Source organism: Rodentibacter sp., assembly GCF_057314195.1.
In genome coordinates, this window is record NZ_DBHLAM010000051.1 from 1 (window position 1) to 25,945 (window position 25,945).

The window sequence follows — 25,945 nt, forward strand, 5'->3', positions numbered from 1 at the left end:
CACCGGTCTCCAAAACCGGGTGTTGGGAGTTCGAGCCTCTCCGCCCCTGCCATTTAATTAATATTAATTTTCTTTATCTTTAAATAAATCTTATACTAATAAGCGCTTTTTATTTTTTGAGATTTATTTATGAGCTATTCTATTCAAGATTTTATTCGACTTATCGCTCGACTTCGTAATCCTAACGGTGGCTGTCCTTGGGATCTTAAACAAAATTATACCTCAATGATTCCTTGTTTGATTGAAGAAACCTATGAAGTTATTGAGGCGATTCAAAAGAAAGATATGGTCAATTTACGTGAGGAACTTGGCGATCTCCTTCTTCAAGTCGTGTTTTTCAGTCAACTTGCCTCGGAAGATCATTATTTCACTTTTGATGATGTACTCAATGATGTGGCGCAGAAAATCGTTCGTCGTCATCCTCATGTATTCGGAGATTTGAACGCTGGAAACGAGGAGGAAGCGCTTGCCCGTTGGAACGAAATTAAAGCGCAAGAAAAATCCGGCAAGGTCGTTAATTCGATTCTGGATTCAATTCCTCATGCCTTTCCGGCGTTGCTTCGTGCACAAAAATTACAAAAACAATGCGCTAAAGTTGGCTTTGATTGGCGTGAAATTCCTCCGGTTATCGGGAAAATAGAAGAAGAATTGCAAGAAGTGAAAACGGAACTGCTTCAAACACCGCAAAATGCCGAGCGTTTGGAAGAAGAGATCGGCGATTTGATTTTTGCAACGGTGAATCTTGCCCGCCATGTAAAATGTGATGCCGAAGAGAGTTTGCGCAAAGCCAATTATAAATTTGAGCAACGTTTCCGCAACATCGAACGAAAAGCAAATGCGCTAGGGACCTCGCTTGAAGCGCTTTCCTTAGCCGAAATGAATAGGTTGTGGGATGAAGTGAAAAACGAAGAAAAATAAGTAAGGAGAAGGTTTACGCCTTCTCCTTCGTTCATTTGATCTCTTGATTTAGCACCGCATTGAAGGCAAGTGCGTAGCGGGCTTTAATAGTTGTCTGCGCGGTCGGCGGTTTGACCGATAATTGCAATGCCCGCACTGGCGCCGATTCGTGTGGCACCCGCCTTAATCATCGCTAATGCGGTGTCGGTATCGCGGATGCCGCCGGAGGCCTTCACGCCGATATTGCCGACGGTTCGCTTCATTAGCGCTACATCTTCTACCGTCGCCCCGCCCTTGTTGAATCCGGTCGAAGTTTTTACAAAGGCAACACCGATTTCTTTACAAATTTCGCAAGCCTTTACGATTTCTTCTTTATTGAGTAGGCAAGTTTCTAAAATCACTTTGAGTGGAATACTTCGGCAAGTGTCGAATACGGCTTGAATATCCGCTTTTACCGCTTCCCATTTATTCGATTTTATCCAACCAACGTTAATCACCATATCAATTTCGTTTGCACCGGCTTTTATCGCTTCTGCCGCTTCAAAGGTTTTCACGGAAGTTAAATTCGCACCTAACGGAAACCCCACTACGGTACAGATTTTCACTTTTGTGTTGGCCAGTTTCTTTTTTGCAAGAGGAATATAGCCGGAATTAATGCATACGGAATAAAAACCGTACCGAATTGCCTCATCGCACAGCGTTAAAATATCTTGTTCGGTTTTCTCAGCAGCTAGTGCGGTGTGATCAATATATTGAGCAAGTTGTTTCATATTCATAGATTCTCCTTTTTCTTGGTTTTGCTATATAATACGCCAAATTTTTTTGAAAGGACTATATTATGATTATCGTAACAGGCGGCGCGGGCTTTATTGGTAGTAACATCGTCAAAGCATTAAACGATATGGGGCGCAAAGATATTTTAGTTGTAGATAATTTAAAAGACGGCACGAAATTTGCTAATTTAGCGGATTTGGATATTGCCGATTATTGCGACAAAGATGATTTTATCGCCGCCATTATTGCCGGCGACGATTTTGGTGACATTGATGCGGTGTTCCATGAAGGGGCTTGTTCTGCCACCACCGAATGGGACGGTAAATACATCATGCATAATAATTATGAATATTCCAAAGAATTGTTGCATTATTGTCTTGATCGCAAAATTCCATTTCTTTACGCTTCCAGCGCGGCAACCTATGGCGATACTAAAATCTTCCGTGAAGAGCGCAAATTTGAAGGTCCGTTGAATGTGTACGGCTATTCTAAGTTCTTATTTGACCAATATGTGCGTAACATTTTGCCGGAAGCGAAATCACCGGTATGCGGATTTCGTTATTTTAACGTGTATGGGCCGCGCGAAAGCCACAAAGGCGCTATGGCAAGCGTCGCATTCCATTTAAATAATCAAATCTTAAAAGGTGAAAATCCGAAATTATTTGCCGGTAGTGAAAATTTCCGTCGTGACTTCGTGTATGTCGGCGATGTGGCTGCAGTGAACCTTTGGTGTTGGCAAAATGGTATTTCCGGTATTTATAATCTCGGCACGGGTAACGCAGAAAGTTTCAAAGCGGTTGCCGATGCGGTGGTGAAATTCCATGGCAAAGGTCAAATCGAAACAATTCCGTTCCCGGAACATTTGAAATCTCGCTATCAAGAATATACCCAAGCGGATTTAACCAAACTTCGCTCAACCGGCTACGATAAACCGTTTAAAACGGTGGCGGAAGGCGTAGCCGAATACATGGCATGGTTAAATAAATAATTTCTTTTTCTGGCTTGTGTAAGAAAGAAGCAAAGAATGCCCTAGACTAATTTGCTTTTTTCGCTAGGTTAGAAAAATTCTAAGTCGCTTAGGCGAGTTAAACGGGACTTTAATTAAGTGCGGTTAAAAACTTCGAAATTATGTAGCAGTTGCACAACGCTAAAATTACCCTTGCAAAATAGCACCGCATTGGAGCCGCTTTCAATGCGGTGCTGTCGTTTGATGCAAACTCATGCTTAATTCAAATGGTTTTGTGCATTTGCTACATAATTATCGAAAACTTTAGCGTTTTTAACCGCCCTTTTAGCATAGGTAGCATAAGGCAGTGAATATTTTAATTATTGGCCCGTCCTGGGTCGGCGATATGATCATGTCGCACAGTTTGTATCAACAGCTCAAACAGCAATATTTGAATTGTCAAATCGATGTAATGGCACCGAATTGGTGTAAGCCGTTGTTGGCGCGCATGCCGGAAGTGCGTAAGGCGATTGAAATGCCGTTAGGGCATGGTAAATTCGCGTTATACGAACGTTATCGTTTGGGTAAAGCCTTGCGTCACCAATATGATATGGCGATTGTGTTACCAAACTCATTGAAGTCTGCATTTATTCCGTTTTTTGCCAAAATCCCATGTCGTCGCGGTTGGAAGGGGGAAAGCCGTTATATTTTGTTGAACGATTTGCGTGCCAATAAAAAAGATTACCCGATGATGGTGCAACGTTATGTGGCGTTGGCGTTTGAATCCAATGCGGTGCCAAAAGCAGATGACATTCCCGTGCGCAAACCCTATTTAGTTGTTGAACCGCAGCAACAGACGGCGACTTTCAAAACCTTTGAAAAACAGACCGCACTTTTAGGCGGTCGCCCGATTATCGGCTTTTGTCCCGGTGCGGAATTTGGTCCAGCGAAGCGCTGGCCGCATTATCATTACGCTGCATTAGCCAAAATGCTGATTGAACAAGGCTATGCCGTGGAACTGTTCGGCTCGCTGAAAGATATGGATGCCGGCGAGCAAATTCGCCATGCGTTGCCGTTCGAACTACAACCATTTTGTTTGAATTTAGCGGGGCAAACCAATTTAAATCAAGCGGTCGATTTGCTCGCAAATTGTACCGCAGTCGTTACTAATGACAGCGGCTTAATGCATGTTGCTGCTGCCACCGACCGCCCACTGGTCGCGTTATACGGTCCAACCAGTCCGACTTATACACCGCCGCTTTCTGAGAAAGCAGTGATTATTCGCTTGATTGAAGGTGATTTGATCAAAGTGCGTAAAAGCACTGATAGCACGGAAGGGTATCATCAAAGTTTGATTGACATTACGCCCGACATGGTAATGGAAAAATTGCATATTTTATTAGGAAATAAATGAATCCGTTACGCATCCATTTACAGTTACTCGGCATGGCGATCTTGTGGGGCGCTTCTTGGCCTTGGGGGCGCGTGGTGGCTCAGGCGATGCCTACTTTTGTGGCATCAAGCATGCGCTTTTTTATCGCGATTATTCCACTGGTTATTTGGCTGTACGTAGCAAATCGTTTTCGTTATGCCAAAAAACTCCGCCCTAATCAATGGCTCGGCTTATTTCTTACCGCCTTGCTTGGTGTATTCGGCTATTCCACGTTTTTTATTTGGGGGTTGAAATATGTGCCGGCGGGACAAGCGACGGTAATTGTGGCAACCAATCCGGTATTCACCACAATTTTTGCTATTTGGTTATTTAAAGAAAAATGGAACAAGTGGGTGGCGAACGGTATGGCGATTGCCGTTGCCGGTTCCCTGTTAGCAATGACAAAAGGCGAGCCCACACAAATGTTGACAAACTTTGGCTTCGGACAATTGTTATTGCTCGGCGCACTCGTCTGCTGGGTGGCGTACACCTTGTTGGCACGCAAAGTCTTGGTAGGGATTGATTCGTTAACCGCCACTACGATTTCTTCCATTTTTGGCTTTTTATTGTTATTTATTGGGGCGTTAATTGCAGAGTCTTGGCAAGACTGGGCGATTGTTTTCACCTTGGATCAAAGCACATGGTTTAGTTTAATCGGCTTAGCGCTTGGCGCGACCGTATTGGCTTATGCATGGTATTTTGATGGTGTGAAGTATCTCGGTGCCGGCAATGCGGCGGCATACATCATTCTCGTACCGATTCTCGGTATTTTATTTTCGGCCATTTGGTTAAACGAACAAGTGGATTCCTCGCTGCTTATCGGCGGCACGCTTGCGGTTTCCGGCTTGGGAATTATGCATTGGGGGCGGCGTCGAATTAAATGAAAATTTGTTTAGTCAAAACCTCCTCCATGGGCGATGTTATCCATACGCTTCCCGCATTAACCGATGCACAACGCGCAATTCCAAACTTACAAGTGGATTGGGTGGTGGAAGAAAATTTTGCTGAAATTCCGCGCTGGCATACGGCGGTGAATCAAGTGATTCCTATTGCATTGCGTCGTTGGAAAAAGTTGCCCTTTTCTGCGCAAACAAAAAATGAATGGAAAAATTACCGTGCTTTGCTTCAAACAGCGCATTACGATGCGGTAATTGACGCACAAGGGTTGATTAAAAGCGCTTTTTTTGCCGCTCGGTTAGCGCATGGAATTAAACATGGTTACGATTGGCACAGCATTCGAGAGCCGCTCGCTTCACTTTTCTACGATAAAAAATATGCCGTTTCTTATCAGCAACACGCAGTTGAACGAGTTCGTCAATTATTCGCCCAAAGTTTGGGCTATTCCTTGCCGCGTTCGCAAGGCGATTATGCTATCGCCGCTCATTTTTCGTCCGAACCCGACACCACGCCCTATGCGCTTTTTATTCATGGTACAACGCGGGAAGACAAGTGCTGGCCGGAAAGCGAATGGCAAAAATTAATTGAAAAGATGCGCGCCGTTCCCTTGCAAATTCGTTTGCCTTGGGGGAATAAGAAGGAAAAAGCGCGTGCTGAACGTTTGGCGCGCGGAAGAGAATATGTGCGGGTATTGCCGCGTTTATCTTTAACCGAATTAGCTAGCCAAATTGCCGCCTCCAATGCGGTGCTCTCGGTGGACACCGGCTTAGCTCATTTAACCGCAGCGCTAAGTAAGCCGAATATTACGCTTTACGGTGCGACGGATCCTAAGTTGGTCGGCACTTATGGCAAGCATCAATGGCATTTGAATGCATCAAAAATGGCGGAAATTTCAGCAGAACAGGTTTTTGCTAAAATTGAAGCATTGCGAGAAAGTTTATTTTAAACGTATCAATTTCATATGATTGATTGGTTTTTATCAAAAAAATCGTCCCCATTATACTGAATATGCTAGAAATGCATTGGCAAAATTTAATCGAAATCCCGGTTTCCTCGGTTTCATTGACGTGCTTTTAGTCCACTTATCATTAGGAATAACAAATGAATTACACACAAGACAACGATAAACTTTACCGCTATCTCTTTCAAAATCGTGCCGTGCGCGGCGAATGGGTACGTTTAAACCAAAGTTTTACGGATACTTTAAATACGCATCATTACCCACAAGCGGTACAGAATTTGCTCGGCGAAATGATGGTGGCGACTGCGTTATTAACCGCCACGTTGAAATTTGAAGGCAATATTACCGTGCAGATTCAAGGTGATGGCCCGCTCCGTTTGGCTTTAGTTAACGCTAACGATCGGCAACAAATTCGCGCCTTGGCGCGCATTGAAGGCGAACTTGCACCGAATATTGGTTTGCACGAAATGGTTGGCAAAGGCGTATTGGTGATAACGATTGCGCCAAAAGAAGGCGAACGTTACCAAGGCGTAATTGGTTTGGATAAACCGACGATCGGCGAATGTTTAGAAGATTATTTCGCCCGTTCCGAACAGTTACAAACTCAACTGATTATTCGCACCGGCGAATACGAAGGCAAACCTGTGGCGGCGGGAATGTTGCTACAAATTATGCCGGACGGCGAAGGCTCGCCGAGCGATTTTGAACATTTGGCGACACTCGCGGCAACCGCGAAAAACGAAGAATTATTTGGCTTGAGCGCGGAAGAAATGCTTTATCGTTTATATCACGAAGAGCGTGTAGAAGTGTATCCGCCGCAAGATGTCCAATTCTTCTGCGGTTGTTCGGCGGAACGTTCCGGTGCAGCGCTGTTATTAATTTCTGATGCGGAAATCGAAGAGATTTTGCAAGAACACAAAGGCAGTATCGATATGCAATGCGAATGTTGTGGCACCCACTACTTCTTCAATAAAGACGCGATTGAGAAATTAAAAGCGGCAACGCAGGCGGAAGCTTAACTAATAAAATCCCGATTTTTATCGGGATTTTGTTTTTTTATGGAAGTAGAAATCAGCACCGCATTGAAGCGGTCATTTCCACTTTATGTGGCAGAACAATTGCAATGAAAAGGCGAGCCACCTTAAAAGAAAATCGGGCGGAGCCGTATGTAGTCGTGAACTCTCAAATCAGCACCGCATTGAAGCCTGTCGTTTCGTTTTATTTTCCACCGGTTATTCCGGTGTAATCCATTCCACCGTCCAGCTGCCGGTACCTTCCGGCACTAATGTTTTCACCAAATAAGGCAATATTGCTTTCATTTGGTTTTCTAACGTCCAAGGCGGATTAATTACTGCCATGCCACTGGCGGTCATGCCGCGTTGATCGCTGTCCGGACGCACGGCAAGTTCAATTTTCAGAATTTTACGTATGCCGCTGGCTTGCAAGCCTTTAAAAATACGTTTGGTTTGTTGACGTAAAACCACCGGATACCAAATGGCATAAGTGCCGGTAGCAAAGCGTTTGTAGCCTTCTTCCGCCGCTTTCACGACCAAATCGTAGTCTTCCTTAAGTTCATACGGCGGATCGATTAGCACCAAGCCACGGCGTTCCTTCGGCGGAAGCGTGGCTTTCAGCTGTTGGAAGCCGTTATCGCATTTCACGCTGACGTTTTTAAACTCTTTGAAATTATTACGCAGCAGCGGAAAATCACGCGGGTGCAATTCGGTTAGTAAGGCGCGATCTTGCGGGCGTAATAATTGTGCGGCGATCAGCGGCGAACCCGCGTAATAACGAAGCGTCTTAGCGCCAAAATTTAAGTTTTTAATTAAATCAACATAGCGACTTATTTCTTGTGGTAAATCTGTTCGTTCCCATAATCGCCCGATACCTTCTTTGTATTCGCCGGTTTTTTCCGCCTCGTCGGAAGATAGCTGATAACGTCCCACGCCGGCATGCGTATCGAGATAATAAAAGCCTTTGTCTTTCAGTTTGAGGTTTTCCAAGATCAGCATCAATACGATGTGCTTTAGTACATCGGCATGGTTGCCGGCGTGGAAAGAATGACGATAGCTTAACATTATTGCTCCTTAACTAAAAAAGTGTGATGAAAACAACCACACTTTCGGGATGATGAAATTATGTCGCTGTTACGCAAGGCTGAAATGACCTCACAAAATAGCACCGCATTGAAGCGACCTCCAATGCGGTGCTATTTGTGAGTCGAACTTAAATCCACTCCAATGGTTTTGTGCATTGCGGCATCATACCGGATGATTAGAATAATTCTTCCGGTTGCGCTGCCGGGGTAGCGTCTTGCGTTTTACCGGTGCCGCCGTTTAAGCGTTGTTGCAATTCGGAGGGAACATAATAACCGCGTTCTTGCATTTCCGCTGCATAGGTGCGTTTTGGTTCGCTGCCAACGATAAAGTATTCTTTGCGTCCGCCGTATTCGGAAAGTAAGCCGGAGTTGCTGTCGATGGTTTTTTCTATGATGTTTGGCGGTAAATTTAATTTACGTTCCGGCAAATCCGCCAACGCCACTTTCATATAAGATACCCAAGCAGGCATAGCGGTTTTCGCACCGGCTTCGCCACGTCCTAATACGCGTTTGTTATCGTCAAATCCCACATAAGTCGTTGTCACTAGATTCGCCCCGAATCCGGCATACCACGCCACTTTGGAATTATTGGTGGTTCCGGTTTTACCGCCAACATCGCTACGCTGTTTGATGTCTTTAGCGATGCGCCAACTGGTTCCTCTCCAAGTTAAACCTTGCTCGCCATAAATCGCCGTATTTAATGCGCTACGAATTAAGAAAGCCAATTCGCCGCTAATTACTCGAGGCGCGTATTCCACTTTTGATGAAGCGTCTTTGGCGCTAGCCATTAAGTCGATCGAGCCGTCGTTTAATGCACTGTTTTGCGTTTGTAATTCAGGTAAATCCGGCACGTTTTCCGGTTGCACGTCGCCTTCTTCCGTATCTGTGTTGGTATTGCCTTGCGCCGCTTTTAAATCCTCGGGCTTGGCCACTTCGGCAATATTTTGGAAACCGTCGATTTTATCTTTGGTCTCGCCATAAATGACGGGAATATTGTCACAGCTAATACAGGCGATTTTCGGATTTGCCACGAATAAATCTTTGCCTGTGTTATCTTGGATTTTCTCAATGATGTAAGGATCGATCAAAAAACCGCCGTTATCGAATACTGCATAAGCGCGCGCCATTTCAAGCGGGGTAAAGGACGCTGCCCCGAGCGCTAAGGCTTCGCTAGCGAAATATTGCTCGCGTTTGAAACCGAAGCGTTGTAAGAAATCGGCGGTAAAGCTGATACCCGCGGTTTGTAGCGCGCGAATCGCAATCATATTTTTCGATTGGCCTAAACCGACGCGTAAACGCATCGGGCCATCGTAACGATCCGGTGAATTTTTGGGGTTCCACACCGGTTGTCCCGGCTTGGCGATGGAAATCGGACTGTCTTGCAACACGCTGGAAAGGGTTAGGCCTTTTTCTAATGCCGCCGCATAAATAAACGGTTTAATGGAAGAACCCACTTGTACTAAGGATTGGGTTGCGCGATTAAATTTGCTTTGTTCAAAACTAAAACCGCCGACCAAGGCTTCGATCGCACCGTTATCTGAATTTAGCGAAACCAATGCGGAGTTAGCCGCCGGAATTTGCCCTAGCACCCATTCGCCGTTGTCGCGTTGTCGAAGCCAAATTTGTTCGCCGATTTTCACCGGATTGGCGCGACCCGTCCAACGCATTGCTGCGGAAGAAAGCATCATTTTTTCACCGGAGGCAAGTAATAATTCTGCGCCGTTTTTGCTAAGGCTTAATACGGCCGCTGGAATGAAGGGCTCGGAATTCGGTAATTTTTTCAAAAAGGCAATGATACGTTCGTTATCCCAAACCGCTTCGTTTTTTTGCCATAAAGGTGCACCGCCGCGATAACCATGACGCATATCGTAATCGATTAAGTTATTGCGTACCGCTTTTTGCGCTTGTTCTTGGTCTTTGGAGAGGATGGTGGTAAACACCTTATAGCCGCGGGTGTAAGCTTCTTCTTCGCCGAATCGTTTTACCATTTCTTGGCGCACCATTTCCGTAACGTAATCCGCTCGAAAATCAAATTTGGCGCCGTGGTAACTCGCTACAATCGGTTCTTTAATTGCCGCATCGTATTCGTCTTTAGTGATGTATTTTTCATCCAACATACGCGCTAATACTACGTTGCGACGTTCTTCCGCACGTTTCGGTGAATATAACGGATTCATCGTGGAAGGCGCTTTCGGCAGGCCGGCGATAATTGCCATTTCGGATAAGGTCAGCTCATCTAAGGATTTGCCGAAATAGGTTTGCGCTGCTGCTGCAACGCCGTAAGAACGATAACCCAAGAAGATTTTATTTAGATAAAGTTCCAAAATTTCTTGTTTACTGAGAGTATTTTCAATTTCAATGGCCAGCACCGCTTCGCGCGCTTTGCGAATAATGGTTTTTTCCGGCGTTAAGAAGAAGTTGCGGGCTAATTGCTGGGTAATCGTACTCGCTCCCTGCGATGCCCCACCGTTAGTTACCGCCACCCATAATGCGCGAGCGATACCTACCGGATCTAAACCGTGATGATCATAAAAACGGCTATCTTCCGTTGCTAAAAAAGCCTCCAGCAAGCGTTGTGGGACGTTTTCCAACTTCACCGGAATGCGGCGCTGTTCGCCCACTTCGCCGATAAGTTTGCCGTCCGCCGTATAAATTTGCATCGGCTGTTGCAATTCCACAGTTTTTAAACTTTCCACCGAAGGTAAGGCCGATTTAAGGTGAATGTAAAGTATGCCGCCGGCTACTAATCCTAAAATACACAGGGTTAATAGACTGCTTAATATTAATTTTGCGATCCGCATCGTAAAATTCTCTCTTGCTTGATGATTTATCTTGGAGTCATAACTATATTCGGTCGCTAAGTATAAAAGATTCACCGCCTAAATAATAGGAAAAGCATATGCTGATGCCTTATAAAAAACGGCAAGTAATTCAAATTGGCGTGTACCGACAACACGAACGATTCCAGGTCGTTTGGCTCAATCCTCAAAAACTAGTTCAATTTCTTTCTTTTTCTATTGAAGAAACGAACCTCTATGCCAAATTGACGGCACGTTTAACGGCAGATTTTCCGCAAATACGCATACAGCTTAGAGTGGTTGGCTGCATTTCACCGCATTTGACTTGGTCTAAAACGCTGATTTTGCCGCATTCGTTAAGCGTACAAGAATGCGAGCGACAATGTCAGTTTGTCTTGCAAAAAGAATTGCCTATCGCGTTAAACGAACTTTGGTTCGATTATCGGGCAAAGCCTCTGAAACAAGGTTTTCGTTTAGATATTCACGCTGTTCGCCGCCAAACGGCAATGGATTTTCAATGCGATTATGACAAATTGCCTCTTCAGGTTTTAGATCTCATGCCGCACGCGATTTTACGTGCGTTTCATTTCGTTTTGAGTGAGCGATGTGAAAATTCGCTTTATTTGTATCAAGACGTGCAACATTGTTTTGCCCTTATGGAAGCCGCTCATCAGCCGCAAATGTTACAAGCAACGGGAAATTTGATTACGCTTTTCGAACAATTTTGTCGGCGTTTTGAGTCAAAGATTGAACGGGTTTACTTTTATCGAACGGTTGATTGTGAACCAATCGATCTGCCTGCTGATTGGAATCAAGTGACAACCGACGCGCCTTTTATTGCCTTAGGAAATTGCCTTTGGCAAACAACGGAGCCGCAACAAAATATATCGCAAGGCAGTGCGCATTTAACAGAGAATAGGGATGAACGGGATTAATTTATTGCCTTGGCGGTTGGAAAAATATCAAAGGGCATTAATCACTTTTCTGATTAAGTTATGTGTCGTTTTCAGCACCGCATTGACCGCCTATGCGACGCTATATTGGTTTCACCAGCAACAACAGACCGAATTAAATGCACGCTTGCAAACTCTCGAACAACAAAAAAATCGCTTAGCCGAAACCGCCGGACAAGTTATGCAGATTAAGCAAACAATACAAAGTTTTACCGAATTGCAAGCCATTGCGCCCGAGAGCGTAACGCAAATTCTGTCCTTGTTGCCGCAATTTCCTTTCCGACAAGGTGAATTGGAGAGCTTTAATTTGAACGAAGATCTTGTTCAATTAAAGGGATTTTGTTTAGAACAAGACGAATTTGAACGATTACACGAATTTTTAAGTGCGCATTTCATTTCGGTGAAGCTCATTCAATTTAAACCGGAGCAAGGACGTTTGGCATTTGAGTTTGAGCTTTCCTCAACCATAAAATCGGGTGATCGATGAAAAAGTTTATCAAATATCGTTTGCCGACAGTGGAAAAATGGTTGGCGTTGCCGAAACGCTATCATTGGAGTTTGTTTGCAATTTGCCTAGGTGCGATCAATTTTCCCGTTATTTGGGAAAACTGGCAAAGCCATCAACGGCTGCAGTCTATTGGGCAAGAGATGACACAACAGACGGCAGAACTCGCTCACCAAGAAAAATTACTTATCGCGTTAAAACAACATTCCGATCGAAATGAGTTATCGCCGCAATTAACCAAGCGGATTGTGGCATTAGATCAACAAATTCACGGTTTGTTGAGTGAGGAAATCGAATTGACCGAGTATCAATGGGATTTTTCGTCTCATCCGGTGTTACAGCTTCAGTTGGTGGGGAGATTTCAAGAGTTACACGATTTTGTTGCCGCGCTTTCCGAACAGAATGCGTTAGCATTCGCTCAACTGGAAATGCAAAAAACGGAACGCGGACAGGTGCAAAGCCAAGTGATTTTACAATTAAAACGAGAGGAATAAGCGTGCGGAAATTTCACTATTTTTTTACGGCGATTTTAGGATTGTGTTCCTACTTGCCGGGACAAGCGGCCGATCCTTTTGATCGTACTCAGCGACAAAGTGAACTTCAGTCGGAAACGAGAATATCAACACGCACGGCAAAATGCTCTTTCAACGAGCCTGTTTTTGCCGTTGAAACTGCGTTTGATCAACTGAAATTGGTGGGTGTAGTGATGTATAAACAAGTGCCCGAGGCCTTGTTTTTAGATGATCGCCAGCAATTAATTATTGCTAAGCAAGGGCATCGGTTAGGGCGGGAAAGTTACCTGTTGCAACAAATCGGTAAAAACGGGGTGCGGCTGCTTCGTCCGAAAGCGGGACAATGCGAGCAAACCGAATCTTTAGATGTACGATTTTAGGAGTATCTATGATAAATCGGTTGAAAAAATACGGTCTGCTTTTGTTGAGTTTTTGCTGTTTGAAGGTTGCTGCCGAGTTCAAAGAAAATCAAGTGTTTTCCATTCGTTTGAAACAAGCCCCGATGGTGGCAAGCTTGCAAGAGTTGGCGCTGGTGCAAGGGACGAATTTAGTGGTGGATGACGAACTGGAGGGATCGCTTTCTTTGCAATTGGACAATGTGGATCTTGATCGCGTGTTGCGTTCTGTGGCGAGAATGAAAGGTTTGTCGTTGCGTGTGGAAGATGACATTTATTATTTGGGCAAACGTTCCGAGCAGGAAGCCTTTGCCGCACCGATGAATGCGGTGCCACCGGCGTTAGTCGGCGAATCCGTTGACGCGTTGAAAGAATCGGAATCCAATTTGGTCAGCCGTACGATAAAACTGCATTTCGCCAAAGCGTCGGAAGTAATGAAATCCCTTACTACGGGTAGCGGCTCGTTGTTATCGCCGGCGGGTTCGATTGCCTTTGATGATCGTAGTAACTTATTGATTATTCAAGATGAAGCGAAATCCGTCAAAAATATGGCGAAACTGATCGCAGAGCTTGATAAACCTATTGAACAAATCGCCATTGAGGCGCGTATCGTGACAATTACCGATGAGAGTTTGAAGGAATTAGGCGTGCGTTGGGGAATCTTTGCACCAACGGAAAACGCTTATCGCGTGGGCGGGAGTTTAGAGGCGGCCGGTTTTACGAATTTAACGGAAAATTTAAATGTGAATTTTGCCGCAAATACCACACCGGCCGGTTCGATAGCGCTGCAAGTGGCCAAGATTAACGGACGCTTATTAGACTTGGAACTGACTGCATTGGAGCGTGAAAACAACGTGGAAATTATTGCCAGCCCACGTTTACTAACGACTAATAAGAAAAGCGCAAGCATCAAACAAGGGACGGAAATTCCTTATGTGGTCACCAACGGTAAAAATGACACACAATCTGTCGAATTCCGTGAAGCGGTGCTGGGATTGGAAGTAACGCCGCATATTTCCAAAGATAACAATATTTTATTGGATTTATTGGTCAGTCAAAATTCACCTGGCAATCGCGTTTCTTATGGGCAGCAAAATAATGAAGTGGTGTCCATCGACAAGCAAGAAATTAACACCCAAGTATTTGCTAAAGATGGCGAAACGATCGTATTGGGTGGCGTGTTCCATGACACGATTAGTAAAGGTGTGGATAAAGTGCCGGTGTTGGGGGATATTCCGCTGGTAAAACGATTGTTCAGTAAAGAAAGCGAACGCCATCAAAAACGTGAGTTAGTGATTTTTGTGACGCCGCATATTTTGAAACAAGGGGAAACGTTGGATTCCTTAAAACAGAAAACGAGAGGCAAGCAAGGGCGGTAACAGTGCGGTTGGATTTGAGCAAATTTTTTCATTTTAGTTGCGTGCTATGTCAATCCGCTTTAAAACAAGGAGCAAACGGCATTTGTTCGAGCTGTCAGCGAAAGATGAAACGCTACATTTATTGCGGCGGTTGCGGTGCACCTTTGCAATATTTTGCTTGCCATTGTGGAAATTGTCGACAGCTGGAACCGGCTTGGGATCGAATGGTGGTTATCGGACATTATGCGGAGCCGCTTTCGTATTTGATTCATCGGTTTAAATTTCGAAAACAATTTTGGCTTGATCGCACATTGGCGCGTTTGTTGTTGCTTGCTGCTTATGATGCCAGACGCAGCCACGGCTTAACCTTTCCGCAAGCCATTATTCCCGTGCCTCTATATCATTTTCGTCAATGGCAACGCGGTTACAATCAAGCGGAGCTACTGGCGAAAATATTAAGTCGATGGCTTGAAGTTCCTTGTTTATCCCATATCGTTAAGCGGGTAAAACATACGCATACCCAGCGAGGATTGACCGCGCATGCACGCCGGCGAAATTTGAAAAACGCTTTCGTTGTAGATTTTTCCGTGGGGTTTCCTTATGAATCGGTGGCTCTGGTAGATGACGTAATTACCACCGGTTCCACTTTAAATGAAATTGCCAAACAACTGCGTCAATTAGGTGTAAAAGAAATTCAGGTATGGGGACTAGCGCATGCTTAGCTCACGTTATCAGTAACGGCAATCCTAATAAATGAGTGGAAAAAATGCTGCAGTAGGCGTATCATCGCTGACAAATTTTCTCAAGTATTAAGGAACGTTTATGGAACAGATTGCTATTTCGGAAGCGGCGCAAGCGCATTTTCGCAAATTGTTAAGTACTCAAGAAGAGGGCACTAATATTCGTATTTTTGTGGTTAATCCCGGTACGCCGAATGCGGAGTGCGGCGTATCTTATTGCCCACCGAATGCGGTAGAGGAAAGCGATATTGAAATGAAATACGACAATTTTTCCGCCTTTGTCGATGAAGTCAGTTTACCATTCTTAGAGGAAGCGGAAATTGATTATGTCACGGAGGAATTGGGTGCTCAATTAACACTTAAAGCGCCGAATGCCAAAATGCGTAAAGTGGCGGATGATGCACCGTTAATTGAACGCGTAGAATATGTCATTCAAACTCAAATCAATCCGCAGCTTGCCAGTCACGGCGGACGTATTACCTTAATTGAGATCACCGAGGATGGCTACGCGATTTTACAATTTGGCGGTGGCTGTAACGGTTGCTCGATGGTGGATGTCACCTTAAAAGACGGGGTAGAAAAACAATTGATTAGTTTATTCCCGAACGAATTGAAAGGTGCAAAAGACGTAACGGAACATCAGCGCGGAGAGCATTCTTATTATTAACCTTCCATTTCCGTTTAATTAATATGAACAGGGGCGTATTTACGCCCCTAATCATTTTTGGCAATCATGGCTTTATGTCCCGCAAAATCGGATTTTGCATTGAAATTAATGTTTCGGTGGACTGAATCTCATCAATTAGTTGAATCTTGGTTGCTAGTACGGCGTGCAATTCCGCAATGGTATGCGTCATTACTTTAATGAAAATCGAATAGTTTCCCGTGGTATAGTAAGCCTCAACCACTTCATCAAAAGTCTCCAATTGTTTAATCACTTTCTCATAATCTTTCGCGCTTTTCAAAATAATACCGATGAAACAGCACACATCGTAGCCGAGTTTACGTTCATCAATAATCACTTTGGTGCCTTCAATAATGCCGGATTGACGCATTTTTTCTACACGCACATGAATAGTGCCGGGGCTGACGCCGAAGTTTTTTGCCATTTCGGCATAGGGAGTGCGGGCGTCTTTGGTGAGAACGCGGAGGATTTGTTGATCCAAATTGTCAATATTGTGCATGAAATAACTCCTTTTAAAGATTATCTAATTTTTTACCATCTATTTAAATAATATTCAATATTAATCAACAGGTAAATAAAATACTTGAGCTATATGTTCATTTTGTTAAATAATACCTAATGAAATTTACTTCTTTTTTAAAAAATAGGCGGAAAATATGAAAAAAACATTTATTTTGCAACAACAAGAAATCAGTTTTGTGAAGAACACTTTCACCCAAAACTTAATTGAACAACTTGGTATTATCGAAGTGCAAGGCCCAATTTTGAGTCAGGTGGGCAATGGGATGCAAGACAATCTGTCAGGTGTCGAGAAAGCGGTTCAAGTTAACGTAAAACAAATCCCCAATGCGGTGTTCGAAGTGGTTCACTCTTTAGCGAAATGGAAACGACATACTCTCGCCCGTTTTCATTTTAAAGAAGGCGAAGGCTTATTTGTGCATATGAAAGCGTTGCGCCCTGACGAAGATTCATTGGATCAGACGCATTCCGTCTATGTGGATCAATGGGACTGGGAAAAAGTGATTCCGGAAGGTCGCCGTAATTTCGCCTATTTAAAAGAAACCGTAAATTCTATTTATCGTGCGATGCGTTTGACCGAATTAGCGGTGGAAGCACGTTTCGATATTCCGGCGATTTTGCCGAAACATATCACGTTTGTGCACAGTGAAGATTTAGTGAAACGTTATCCGAATTTAACCAGCAAAGAACGTGAAAATGCCATTTGTAAAGAATATGGCGCCGTGTTCTTGATCGGTATCGGCGGTAAATTATCCGACGGTAAACCGCACGACGGTCGTGCACCGGATTATGATGACTGGACCACGGAATCAGAAAACGGCTATAAAGGTTTGAACGGCGATATTTTGGTGTGGAATCCGGATTTAGAGAAAGCCTTCGAGCTTTCCTCTATGGGGATCCGCGTGGATGAATCCGCCCTTCGTTTGCAAGTCGGCTTAACCGGAGATGAGGAACGTTTGAAAATGGATTGGCACCAAGAATTACTGGCCGGCAAATTGCCGTTAACTATCGGCGGCGGTATTGGTCAATCCCGTATGGCGATGTTCTTACTTCGTAAAAAACATATCGGTGAAGTACAATCCAGTGTTTGGCCGAAAGAAATGCTGGAACAATATCAGCATATTCTTTAATTTCTTCAAGCATTGCAAAGTGTTGTAATACGCCGTGCATTGCTTGGCTCCAATGCGGTGCTGTTGGAGCACTTCATAGTCGCAGTGGCGACGGATCGGAACTAACGTTATTCGGTAAACCCAAGCGGAATGGGCAAGCCGAATAACGTTTTAGCTTTGAGATATCGTCAATTTTATTGACTCACTTTAAGATTTCATTATAGTTGAGTCCTTTTTATTTTTAACAGGAACAATTTTATGGCGCAATCCGCTCCGAAACGTGAGACCTTCTCCGGTCGTAATGCGTTTATTTTAGCCGCCATTGGCTCAGCCGTTGGGTTGGGTAACATTTGGCGTTTTCCTTACACCACCTATGAAAACGGCGGTGGTGCATTCATTATCCCTTACCTTATCGCGTTATTAACCGCGGGGATTCCGCTTTTATTTTTAGATTACGCAATCGGCCATCGTCACCGCGGTGGTGCACCGCTTTCTTATCGTCGCTTCAGCCCGCATTTCGAAGTGTTTGGTTGGTGGCAAGTGATGGTCAACGTGATTATCGGCTTGTACTATGCGGTCGTATTAGGTTGGGCGGCAAGCTATACTTATTTTTCCATCAACAGCGCATGGGGTGATAAACCGATCGACTTCTTTATTGGTGAATTCTTGAAAATGGGCGATATTGCTAACGGTGTAAGCTTTGATTTTGTCGGTATGGTGACCGGCCCGTTAATCGCGGTGTGGGTAGTTGCTTTGGGCGTATTGTCTTTAGGCATCCAAAAAGGGATCGCGAAATCCTCCGCCATTTTAATGCCTGTATTGGTGATTATGTTCGTTGCTTTGGTGATTTATTCATTATTCCTACCGGGCGCAGCGAAAGGCTTAGATGCGTTATTTACCCCGGATTGGTCAAAACTTTCCAGTCCTAGCGTGTGGATTGCGGCATACGGTCAAATTTTCTTCTCGCTGTCCATTTGCTTCGGCATTATGGTGACCTACGCTTCTTATTTGAAGAAAGAATCGGATCTCACCGGCAGTGGCTTAGTGGTAGGCTTTGCGAACAGTAGCTTTGAAGTATTAGCCGGTATCGGCGTGTTTGCCGCATTGGGCTTTATCGCAACGGCTCAAGGGCAAGAAGTGAGCGAAGTGGCAAAAGGCGGCATCGGTTTGGCTTTCTTCGCCTTCCCGACCATCATTAACAAAGCGCCTTTCGGCGAAGTGTTAGGCGTGTTGTTCTTCGGTTCTTTAACTTTTGCGGCATTAACTTCTTTCATCTCCGTTATCGAAGTCATCATCTCGGCGATTCAAGACAAACTCCGTATTCGTCGTGCAAAAGTGACCTTCATCGTGGGTGTACCGATGATGTTGGTTTCGGTAATTTTATTCGGTACCACCACCGGCTTACCGATGTTAGATGTATTCGATAAATTCGTGAACTATTTCGGTATTGTTGCTGTGGCATTTGTGTCATTAATTGCGATTGTGGCGAACGAAAAATTAGGTTTATTGGGCGATCACTTAAACGAAACCTCTTCTTTTAAAGTCGGCTTCTTCTGGCGTTTATGTATCGTTCTTACCACCGGCATTTTGGCGTTTATGCTGTTTAGCGAAGGCGCGAAAGTGTTTGCCGAAGGTTACGAAGGCTACCCGAGTTGGTTCGTAAATATCTTTGGCTGGGGGATGGCCGTAAGCTTGCTCGTGGTGGCGTTTATTCTTTCCCGTTTAAAATGGAAAAGCGAAACCAAATTAACCCTAGAAGCCAAAGGAGAATAATATGAGTACCAGTGCAATTATTATGATGATCGTCGCCCTTGGCGTAATCTGGGGTGGGTTGATTTACGCCTTACTGCGTTTGCCGAAAGAAAATTAAACGAAACGAGATAGGACCGCACTTCAATGCGGTCCTATTTTGTTTTTCCAATATTTCCCGAAAGCCGGCTCAATTCCGTTTGCTGCGAAAATTCTGGTGCGCCATTTGTGAGCTTTCGCCATTATTTTAACTTTATATCTTATTTTAGTTATTTTCTCCTCTTACTGCCTCAACCCAACGTTCAATTAACCGCTTACTTTCTACATCGGCGCCGAAGCGGATGAAGTCAATGTCCAATAAATTGAGTTTGGTCGGATCACTGGCTTTAGGGGAGGCTTTGGCGTGAATATTGGTTGGGATTTGGTAAGAATCGGATTCCCGCCATGGGATTTCTTGCGCTTCGGTGTCGAGGACGAAATCCACAAAATGTTTAGCGTTTTCAAGATTGCGTGCGCCTTTGATGATACTGACTGCGCCCAATGTGTAGCCGACACCTTCGCAAGGCAAAATGCCTTTTACCGGTGCGCCTTTGTCTTTTTCACGCACATAGCTGTGCATAAAGGATATGTCAACAGCCACTTCACCGGTGGCTAAATTACCGGTTGCCAATCCGCTTTTGGAATATTGCGCCACATTGGTATTGAGTTTTTTCAAGTAATCAAAGGCTTTTTCTTCACCCCAAAGTTGAACCAGTGTGGTGAGTAATGAATAGCCGGTGCCGGAAACGCGCGGATCGGCGTATTGGATTAGGTTTTTGAATTCGGGCTTGAGTAAGTCGGTAAAGCATTTGGGTTCAGGAATATTCAGCTGTTTTAATTTCTCCGTGTTCACACCGATGGCGACTTCCATCAAATAAATGATTGAGGTGTAATCACCCCGTTCGTCCATTAATTTTTTAAATTGCGGCATGATGTCTTTTTGTAATGGGGAACGATAGGAGGCGAGTAAGCCTTGATCGGCAGCTTGTAAGTGAGGTTCAAAGGTACCGCCAAACCAGACGTCTGCCTGCGGGTTGTCTTTTTCCGCTTTGATTTTGCCAAGTACGGCGCCGGTGCTGTTGCGTACAAATTTCGCATCGACCTTATATTTTTCGGCAAAACGTTGGGTGACTTTTTCACATGTGACATTTTGCACGCTGCAATAAATGGTCAGTTTGCCTTCCGCCCGGGCACCTTGTGTATAAAAAAGCATTGGGAGCAGGCAAAATGCGGCCGTTTTTAATGATGTTTTTGAGCGATTTTTAGAAAGCTTGGACATTGATTTAATCCTTAGTGAGATCAGATTGAAAAACAATACCGGCTAACAGCTAAACGGGGGAAAACGGCTTGAAATAAGCCTTGGAAAAGCAGAGTGAAGTGCATTAGTTTCCTACGTCAGTGCTAACTGTATCAGGTTCACGGGTATTTCTCAGCTCGATTGTTTGCGCAACCGAGCACCCCGACTAACGGGCGTTACTATAGGCGTTTGTTACGGATTTGTAAACGGATAAGACGAGTTTGAGAGACATTTTGATGCATCTAAGAGCAGCCAAAAGATAAAGGAAATTGGATCCTCCGCAGAGCACCGCATTGAAGCCTTATTTTATGCACAGGTTTCTTTCCAACAGCGGAAGCGATAATACTTTTAAGCAAAGAGGGCATAATTTCTATGCCGCATCGTCAGTTGAATTGGAAAGCGCGATCTCAAACGGGAAATATTGCGATTGTATTGGTGCCTAGGCGGCTTCTGTTTTGGCAAATCGATCGCTTTAACTTTTCAGCAACGCGATGACTTTATCGCCGAAGAAATAGAATATCAGGCCAAAGGCGACAATCGTCAAACCGATAAGTTTGACAAGGTTTATTTCACGCACCGGCATACCGATTAAGCCAAAGTGATCGATCGTGGCGGCGGAAAGCAGTTGACCGATAATAATAAAAAATAGCATGGCGGTAATGCCGAGTTTGGGTGCTAATAAAACGGTGCTGAATACCACGCCTGCACCGAGTACGCCGCCCAGCAATTTCCACCAAGGCTGCCGCGGAATCTCACTCAATCCGTCCCATAAATCTGTTTTAAACAGCGCGATAATAAATAACAAAATGGTGCCGACGGCAAAAGAAATGAAGGTCGCGACGAGCGGTTCGCCGCCCACCGCTTTAGCCAATTGCGTATTAATAGCAGATTGCGACGCCAATGCGGTGCCCGCCGCCAAAGCAAGCAGAAGATAAACAAAAAACATTAAGCCTCCGAAAAAGGCGGCATTATAGTGTTTTTCCGCCCGACGTCCAATGACAAAAAAACTTGAAAGATTACACTGTGCGTCGTTTTAACAGAGAACGGTGACCATCGCCAACAGCACCGCATTGAAACAGGCGCCAATGCGGTGCTGTTGGCGACAAACGCAGTTTTTAGTTCACTTTCAATTCACTTTGGGCTTGATGGATTACTGCCACGGCCCCACTTATGTTTAATTCACCGATCACGGTTGCCACGAGTAAATCGGGTAAGTTGGATTGGGTAAAATACACTGCACCTGCCGCAGCAATAACCAATAAATTACCAATCGCATCGTTACGCGAACAAATCCATACGCCGCGCATATTACTATCACCTTCGCGGTATTTGTAAAGTAATAAGGCGGAAATGACGTTTGCGACCAAGGCAAGTATGCCGATTAAGCTCATTTTATGATAACTTGGCAAACTGCCTAGCCACCATAAATACGCACTTGAGCCTAGCACCCATACACCAAAAATTGCCATCGTGTAGCCTTTGAGTAAAGACGCTTTTGCACGTACTGATAACGCCATTGAAAGCACAAACAAGCTAATTCCATAATTGCTAGCGTCGCCTAGAAAATCCAACGAATCCGCCAATAACGAGGCAGAGTCGGCGTTTACGCCACTGATGATTTCTACCAAAAACATTCCAAAGTTAATGGCAAATACCGTCCATAAAATATAGCGATAACGTTGTGAAACAGCTGTTTCACAATGATGAGAAGAGCAACAATCTTTCATTTTTTCTCCTTATTCATTAAGATGAATGCACTTTAAACCCTGTACTAACAACAAGGTCAAAGAAAATGAAAAATTATTTACAAATTAAAAACCTTTGCGAACAAACCCACTCCACACCGGAAACCATACGGTTTTATGAAAAAATTGGTTTACTTCCTGCTCCCATTCGAGCGGCAAACGGCTATCGTCTTTATACGCAAGATACCGTTGTTTTACTTAATTTTATTAAAGCTTGCCGTGAACTTGGTTTCAGTGTGGAAGAAACCGCTCGTTTTACTGAGCTTTATCAACAACAAAAAGGCGAATGCGTCCCTGTTAATATGTTGGTGCAAAAGCATTATCAAGATATACAAGAAAAAATTGCTAAATTGCAAGAAATTGAACGTTTTCTCTTCCCTTTAATGCAATGTGAAAAAAATGATGTTACCGAATGCGAAGCCTTAAAAGGCATTTCAACACGCGCAGAACAACATTAAAAAATCGCTTTATTTTGTGCTTAACATAGGATTTATTTTTTTCCAAAGTTATCAATACAAACCACTTTTTATTCAATTATTTGTTATGGATTATTGTCGAGTTTTTATAAAAAAGTGATTTTTACTACCTTGTTTGGAATTCTCGGTGATGAGCTACGTTAACACCGAGAGCGAACGGATAAAGTCAGAACTAAACAGAAAAAAAGCGTGATTTGCATAGCATTCAATGCGGTGCTGTTGGCGAACTTGGTGGAAATCAGCAGTGCTAAGGGGCACAACATCATCGGCGTGCAGAAAGTGGCGAATACCTAACCGAAAGTGCTGGATTTGGTCGACAGGCTCGCGCGGAAATCGGCGCAGAAGAAATCAGCGTAATAAAATCAATTGTTCAAAATAGGGCGCAGGATATCGCAAATCGCGCACGGATTGGGGCGTCGTGCTTTGCTTTTGCGCCCGCAAGTGGTAGAGTAACGCCAATTTTTTCCATCCGATAAGGATGTTGCTTGAAACACGATCTTAATCGAGCGAGAAAATGTGTGGAAATGTTAGATCAACGCCGTTTGGAACGCGCGTTGCTCGGTTCCGGTGACGGTTTCCAACAGGTTTTGTTTTTGCTCCCGCTACTTTTTCAATTAAATCATCCAAGTTTGCCCGGTTATGTGGTGAAAGCGCCTTGCGGCGTCGCACATTTTTCATTGTCGGATTATCAACAACGTTTTCTTAAGGGCGAATATCCCGCTCATTACGATGCTTTCAAACGGCAATTTTATACGGCCGAACCGCCGATTTTAGGTTTGTACGTAATGGGCAGTTTCGGCTCGATTAGCCAAACCAGCAGTTCGGATATGGACACTTGGATTTGTTGTCGTGAAGACTTAAACGATACACAGCGCGATTTATTAACGCAAAAAGCACGCCAAATCGAAGAATGGGCGCTGCAATTCGATGTGGAAATTCATTTTTATTTAGTCGATCAACAACGTTTTCGCAATGATCGTTACGCTGACCCGATCACGAACGAAAACAGCGGTTCGGCGCAATATATGTTGTTGTTGGACGAGTTTTATCGCTCCGCCGTTCGCCTTGCAGGCAACCCTCTATTGTGGCTGCATTTTTGGGTGGAAAAGGAAACGGATTACGAAAGCGAAGTGCAAAAAGCCGTCGAAAACGGCGAAATCAACCCACAGGATTGGGTGGATTTCGGTGGATTAGGGCAGTTTTCAGCCAATGAATATTTTGGTGCCAGTCTTTGGCAGCTTTATAAAGGAATTGATTCGCCTTATAAATCGGTGCTGAAAATTTTACTGTTGGAAGCCTATTCCAAAGAATATCCGAATACCCGTTTGATTGCTCGCCAATTCAAAGAAGATCTGTTTGCCGGCAACACCACGCCGTCTCATCATTTTGATCCGTATATCGCCATGCTTGCCAAAGTGACGGATTATTTAACCGAACTTGCCGAATTTAAACGATTGGATTTTGTGCGCTGTTGTTTTTATGTAAAAGCCACCGAAGATTTGGCACTATGCCAAATTCATAACTGGCGCACCAATTATCTGCAAATTTTGGCGCAAGAATGGGGTTGGAGTGACGATATCATTCGCGAACTCAATCGTCGTCCATTTTGGAAAATCAAACGAGTGAAGGAAAGTCATGAGAATTTGGTGAAATTCCTGATGCTGAGTTATCACAATTTGGTCAATTTTGCGCGTAAACACAAAATTCATTCCCGTGTAGCACCGCAAGATATTAACATTCTTACGCGTAAACTTTATACCGCATTTGAAGCGTTGCCCGGCAAAGTGATTTTGCTTAATACGCAAATTTCTCGCGATTTGTCGGAACGCCACATCAGTTTCTTAGAAGTACGTGGCAACAAACATTTTAAAGACGGTTGGTATCTGATTAATCAACCGCCGAGCGCGATGATCTTCTCGGAAAATCGTGTCATCGAATACAGCGAGAGCTTGAATAAATTGGTGGCTTGGGCGTATTTTAACCACTTACTTACTGCCGAAACCGAGCTATATTTATTCAGTCGAACCGTCAGTATCGAAACCTTACGTAATTTTGTGGCGGATCTGCGCTTATCTTTTTCGCGCGCCATTACCGCAGCAGACAGCGGTGCCCTGGCGACACCTTGTGAAATTCGCAATATCGTCATTGCGGTGAATTTAACGGTGGATCCCACCGCCCATTTAACTGAATTGAAAGCCCAGCTTTCCGCCAGTGATTTGTTTAGTTTCGGTCCGCTCGAACAAAATTTAGTCGGTAGCATTGATTTCACTTATCGCAATATATGGAACGAAATTCGCACCCTGCATTTTGAGGGGCCGCATGCGATTTTGATGGCTTTAAAAGTGCTTTCCAATAAAATTTATCGTGGCGCTGGCAGTCCGCGTTCCGTACAGGTTTTTTGTTATAGCCAACATTATCGGCGCGCTTTACGTAGCCTAGTGAACGCCTTGGTTAATCGTTGCATCAGTATTCAATTGGGTGACAGCCAAGCGTGCCGTACGCCGCGTTTACGCGTGGCCGGTAAAAACTGGCAATTCTTTTTCGAAGATCGCGGCATCAGTTTGCAAGAAGTGGATAGTGACGCGCAAAATGCAGCAGATTTTGATGACGTGCTGCAAAGTCCGGTGGAAGAAAAAGACGAGCTTCCCGCACCGGATCGTCGATATCCACCGGATATTGATCACTTCGCCAGCGAAGGTTTCTTACAATTTTTCTTTGAAGATAACAAAGACGACAGCTTCAATGTCTATCTGTTAAACGAAGCCAATCACTTGGAAATTTATCGCCATTGCGACGGTTCGAAAGACGAGAAAGTACGCGAAATTAACCGACTTTATCAGGCCTCGTGCTTGGAAGGCGGCGAGAATCCGTATCACATCGAGTCGCGTAATTTCAATTATCCGCAGTTTTACCAAATTCAACGTTGTCCGCAAGGTCGCGTGCAGATTTTACCGTTTAAATATCAACGCAAAGCCGTTTAATCCAAGTTTTCCCATCGGGAATTGATGTGCTAAATCAACTTTCATCATTTTTTACATTGGAAGATCGTTAAAATCTCGT

Annotated in this window: 27 protein-coding genes and 1 riboswitch; of the genes, 19 read left to right on the forward strand and 8 right to left on the reverse strand. The window is 44.3% G+C overall.

Annotated features, from left to right (window positions below; translation table 11 throughout):
* The first annotated feature begins 129 nt into the window (after nt 1-129).
* The gene (mazG, locus tag ACO59Y_RS07185) at nt 130-918 is read left to right on the forward strand and encodes a nucleoside triphosphate pyrophosphohydrolase (RefSeq protein ID WP_486131930.1); all 789 of its coding nucleotides are present in this window, start codon (nt 130-132) and stop codon (nt 916-918) included.
* Between the two features lie 83 nt (nt 919-1,001).
* On the opposite strand, the gene deoC is transcribed toward mazG, so the two are convergent.
* Complete coding sequence (gene deoC, locus ACO59Y_RS07190; protein WP_486131932.1) at nt 1,002-1,673, reverse strand: deoxyribose-phosphate aldolase; 672 nt, start codon at nt 1,671-1,673, stop codon at nt 1,002-1,004.
* Between the two features lie 62 nt (nt 1,674-1,735).
* Between deoC and rfaD the strand changes: the two genes are divergently transcribed.
* The 6 genes from rfaD (at nt 1,736) to ACO59Y_RS07220 (ending at nt 7,153) form a co-directional block, all read left to right on the forward strand.
* Complete coding sequence (gene rfaD, locus ACO59Y_RS07195; RefSeq protein WP_486131934.1) at nt 1,736-2,659, forward strand: ADP-glyceromanno-heptose 6-epimerase; 924 nt, start codon at nt 1,736-1,738, stop codon at nt 2,657-2,659.
* 325 nt (nt 2,660-2,984) lie between these two features.
* A complete protein-coding gene (waaF, locus tag ACO59Y_RS07200) occupies nt 2,985-4,031 on the forward strand; it encodes a lipopolysaccharide heptosyltransferase II (RefSeq protein WP_486131936.1) in 1,047 nt (348 codons plus the stop codon).
* Entirely contained in the window at nt 4,028-4,933 is a 906-nt protein-coding gene (locus ACO59Y_RS07205) for a DMT family transporter (RefSeq protein ID WP_486131938.1), read from the forward strand. The genes waaF and ACO59Y_RS07205 overlap by 4 nt, the downstream gene beginning before the upstream one ends.
* Nucleotides 4,930-5,892 (forward strand): lipopolysaccharide heptosyltransferase RfaC, encoded by a 963-nt coding sequence (gene rfaC / locus ACO59Y_RS07210; protein ID WP_486131940.1) that lies wholly within the window; start codon nt 4,930-4,932, stop codon nt 5,890-5,892. The genes ACO59Y_RS07205 and rfaC overlap by 4 nt, the downstream gene beginning before the upstream one ends.
* 155 nt (nt 5,893-6,047) lie before the next feature.
* On the forward strand, nt 6,048-6,926 hold the full coding sequence (gene hslO / locus ACO59Y_RS07215; RefSeq protein ID WP_486131942.1) for an Hsp33 family molecular chaperone HslO: 879 nt from the start codon (nt 6,048-6,050) through the stop codon (nt 6,924-6,926).
* Nucleotides 6,927-6,955: 29 nt separating this feature from the next.
* Entirely contained in the window at nt 6,956-7,153 is a 198-nt protein-coding gene (locus tag ACO59Y_RS07220; protein ID WP_486131944.1) for a hypothetical protein, read from the forward strand.
* Here the strand turns inward: ACO59Y_RS07220 and ACO59Y_RS07225 are convergent.
* The gene (locus ACO59Y_RS07225; RefSeq protein WP_486131946.1) at nt 7,140-7,985 is read right to left on the reverse strand and encodes a 23S rRNA (adenine(2030)-N(6))-methyltransferase RlmJ; all 846 of its coding nucleotides are present in this window, start codon (nt 7,983-7,985) and stop codon (nt 7,140-7,142) included. The two genes, ACO59Y_RS07220 and ACO59Y_RS07225, sit on opposite strands and share 14 nt — an antisense overlap.
* 196 nt (nt 7,986-8,181) lie before the next feature.
* Complete coding sequence (locus ACO59Y_RS07230) at nt 8,182-10,806, reverse strand: penicillin-binding protein 1A (protein ID WP_486131948.1); 2,625 nt, start codon at nt 10,804-10,806, stop codon at nt 8,182-8,184.
* Between the two features lie 98 nt (nt 10,807-10,904).
* On the opposite strand from ACO59Y_RS07230, the gene ACO59Y_RS07235 reads away from it, so the two are divergent.
* The 7 genes from ACO59Y_RS07235 to nfuA all read left to right on the forward strand — a co-directional run bounded on the left by ACO59Y_RS07235 (nt 10,905) and on the right by nfuA (nt 15,933).
* Nucleotides 10,905-11,738 carry a competence protein ComA gene (locus ACO59Y_RS07235; protein ID WP_486131950.1) on the forward strand — a complete coding sequence of 278 codons (834 nt, stop codon included), beginning with the start codon at nt 10,905-10,907 and terminating at the stop codon, nt 11,736-11,738.
* Nucleotides 11,725-12,243 (forward strand): PilN domain-containing protein, encoded by a 519-nt coding sequence (locus tag ACO59Y_RS07240; RefSeq protein ID WP_486131952.1) that lies wholly within the window; start codon nt 11,725-11,727, stop codon nt 12,241-12,243. The genes ACO59Y_RS07235 and ACO59Y_RS07240 overlap by 14 nt, the downstream gene beginning before the upstream one ends.
* A complete protein-coding gene (locus ACO59Y_RS07245) occupies nt 12,240-12,755 on the forward strand; it encodes a hypothetical protein (RefSeq protein ID WP_486131954.1) in 516 nt (171 codons plus the stop codon). The genes ACO59Y_RS07240 and ACO59Y_RS07245 overlap by 4 nt, the downstream gene beginning before the upstream one ends.
* Before the next feature lie 2 nt (nt 12,756-12,757).
* Nucleotides 12,758-13,153, forward strand: a complete 396-nt coding sequence (locus tag ACO59Y_RS07250; protein ID WP_486131956.1) for a pilus assembly protein PilP — start codon at nt 12,758-12,760, stop codon at nt 13,151-13,153.
* Nucleotides 13,154-13,173: 20 nt separating this feature from the next.
* Nucleotides 13,174-14,547: a type IV pilus secretin PilQ gene (locus tag ACO59Y_RS07255; protein WP_373604355.1), complete on the forward strand. Its 1,374-nt coding sequence runs from the start codon at nt 13,174-13,176 to the stop codon at nt 14,545-14,547.
* A 14-nt stretch (nt 14,548-14,561) separates the two neighbouring features.
* The gene (locus ACO59Y_RS07260) at nt 14,562-15,248 is read left to right on the forward strand and encodes an amidophosphoribosyltransferase (protein ID WP_486131958.1); all 687 of its coding nucleotides are present in this window, start codon (nt 14,562-14,564) and stop codon (nt 15,246-15,248) included.
* Nucleotides 15,249-15,348: 100 nt separating this feature from the next.
* The gene (gene nfuA / locus ACO59Y_RS07265; RefSeq protein WP_373603336.1) at nt 15,349-15,933 is read left to right on the forward strand and encodes a Fe-S biogenesis protein NfuA; all 585 of its coding nucleotides are present in this window, start codon (nt 15,349-15,351) and stop codon (nt 15,931-15,933) included.
* A gap of 64 nt (nt 15,934-15,997) precedes the next feature.
* Here nfuA and asnC read toward each other — a convergent pair whose 3' ends face one another.
* Nucleotides 15,998-16,450, reverse strand: a complete 453-nt coding sequence (gene asnC / locus ACO59Y_RS07270; RefSeq protein WP_486131960.1) for a transcriptional regulator AsnC — start codon at nt 16,448-16,450, stop codon at nt 15,998-16,000.
* 157 nt (nt 16,451-16,607) lie between these two features.
* Here asnC and asnA point away from each other — a divergent pair, with 157 nt between their 5' ends.
* The 3 genes from asnA (at nt 16,608) to ACO59Y_RS07285 (ending at nt 19,449) form a co-directional block, all read left to right on the forward strand.
* Nucleotides 16,608-17,600, forward strand: a complete 993-nt coding sequence (gene asnA, locus ACO59Y_RS07275) for an aspartate--ammonia ligase (protein WP_373603334.1) — start codon at nt 16,608-16,610, stop codon at nt 17,598-17,600.
* Between the two features lie 237 nt (nt 17,601-17,837).
* Nucleotides 17,838-19,352, forward strand: coding sequence for a sodium-dependent transporter (locus tag ACO59Y_RS07280; protein ID WP_486131963.1), 1,515 nt, complete (start codon nt 17,838-17,840; stop codon nt 19,350-19,352).
* A 1-nt stretch (nt 19,353) separates the two neighbouring features.
* Nucleotides 19,354-19,449 carry a methionine/alanine import family NSS transporter small subunit gene (locus ACO59Y_RS07285; protein ID WP_486131965.1) on the forward strand — a complete coding sequence of 32 codons (96 nt, stop codon included), beginning with the start codon at nt 19,354-19,356 and terminating at the stop codon, nt 19,447-19,449.
* Nucleotides 19,450-19,593: 144 nt separating this feature from the next.
* Here the strand turns inward: ACO59Y_RS07285 and ACO59Y_RS07290 are convergent, their stop codons facing one another.
* From ACO59Y_RS07290 to ACO59Y_RS07300, 3 genes are all read right to left on the reverse strand, one after another.
* Nucleotides 19,594-20,646, reverse strand: a complete 1,053-nt coding sequence (locus ACO59Y_RS07290; protein WP_486131966.1) for an ABC transporter substrate-binding protein — start codon at nt 20,644-20,646, stop codon at nt 19,594-19,596.
* Between the two features lie 91 nt (nt 20,647-20,737).
* Nucleotides 20,738-20,839: riboswitch (TPP riboswitch) on the reverse strand.
* A gap of 297 nt (nt 20,840-21,136) precedes the next feature.
* A complete protein-coding gene (locus ACO59Y_RS07295) occupies nt 21,137-21,610 on the reverse strand; it encodes a DMT family transporter (RefSeq protein WP_486131967.1) in 474 nt (157 codons plus the stop codon).
* A gap of 169 nt (nt 21,611-21,779) precedes the next feature.
* Nucleotides 21,780-22,391 carry a cation efflux transmembrane domain-containing protein gene (locus ACO59Y_RS07300; RefSeq protein WP_486131969.1) on the reverse strand — a complete coding sequence of 204 codons (612 nt, stop codon included), beginning with the start codon at nt 22,389-22,391 and terminating at the stop codon, nt 21,780-21,782.
* Between the two features lie 65 nt (nt 22,392-22,456).
* Here ACO59Y_RS07300 and ACO59Y_RS07305 point away from each other — a divergent pair, with 65 nt between their 5' ends.
* A complete protein-coding gene (locus ACO59Y_RS07305; protein WP_373603328.1) occupies nt 22,457-22,867 on the forward strand; it encodes a MerR family transcriptional regulator in 411 nt (136 codons plus the stop codon).
* Between the two features lie 158 nt (nt 22,868-23,025).
* Here ACO59Y_RS07305 and ACO59Y_RS07310 read toward each other — a convergent pair whose 3' ends face one another.
* Complete coding sequence (locus tag ACO59Y_RS07310; protein WP_373604354.1) at nt 23,026-23,124, reverse strand: hypothetical protein; 99 nt, start codon at nt 23,122-23,124, stop codon at nt 23,026-23,028.
* A gap of 246 nt (nt 23,125-23,370) precedes the next feature.
* Between ACO59Y_RS07310 and ACO59Y_RS07315 the strand changes: the two genes are divergently transcribed.
* Nucleotides 23,371-25,866 carry a class I adenylate cyclase gene (locus ACO59Y_RS07315; RefSeq protein WP_486131971.1) on the forward strand — a complete coding sequence of 832 codons (2,496 nt, stop codon included), beginning with the start codon at nt 23,371-23,373 and terminating at the stop codon, nt 25,864-25,866.
* Nucleotides 25,867-25,945: the final 79 nt, after the last annotated feature.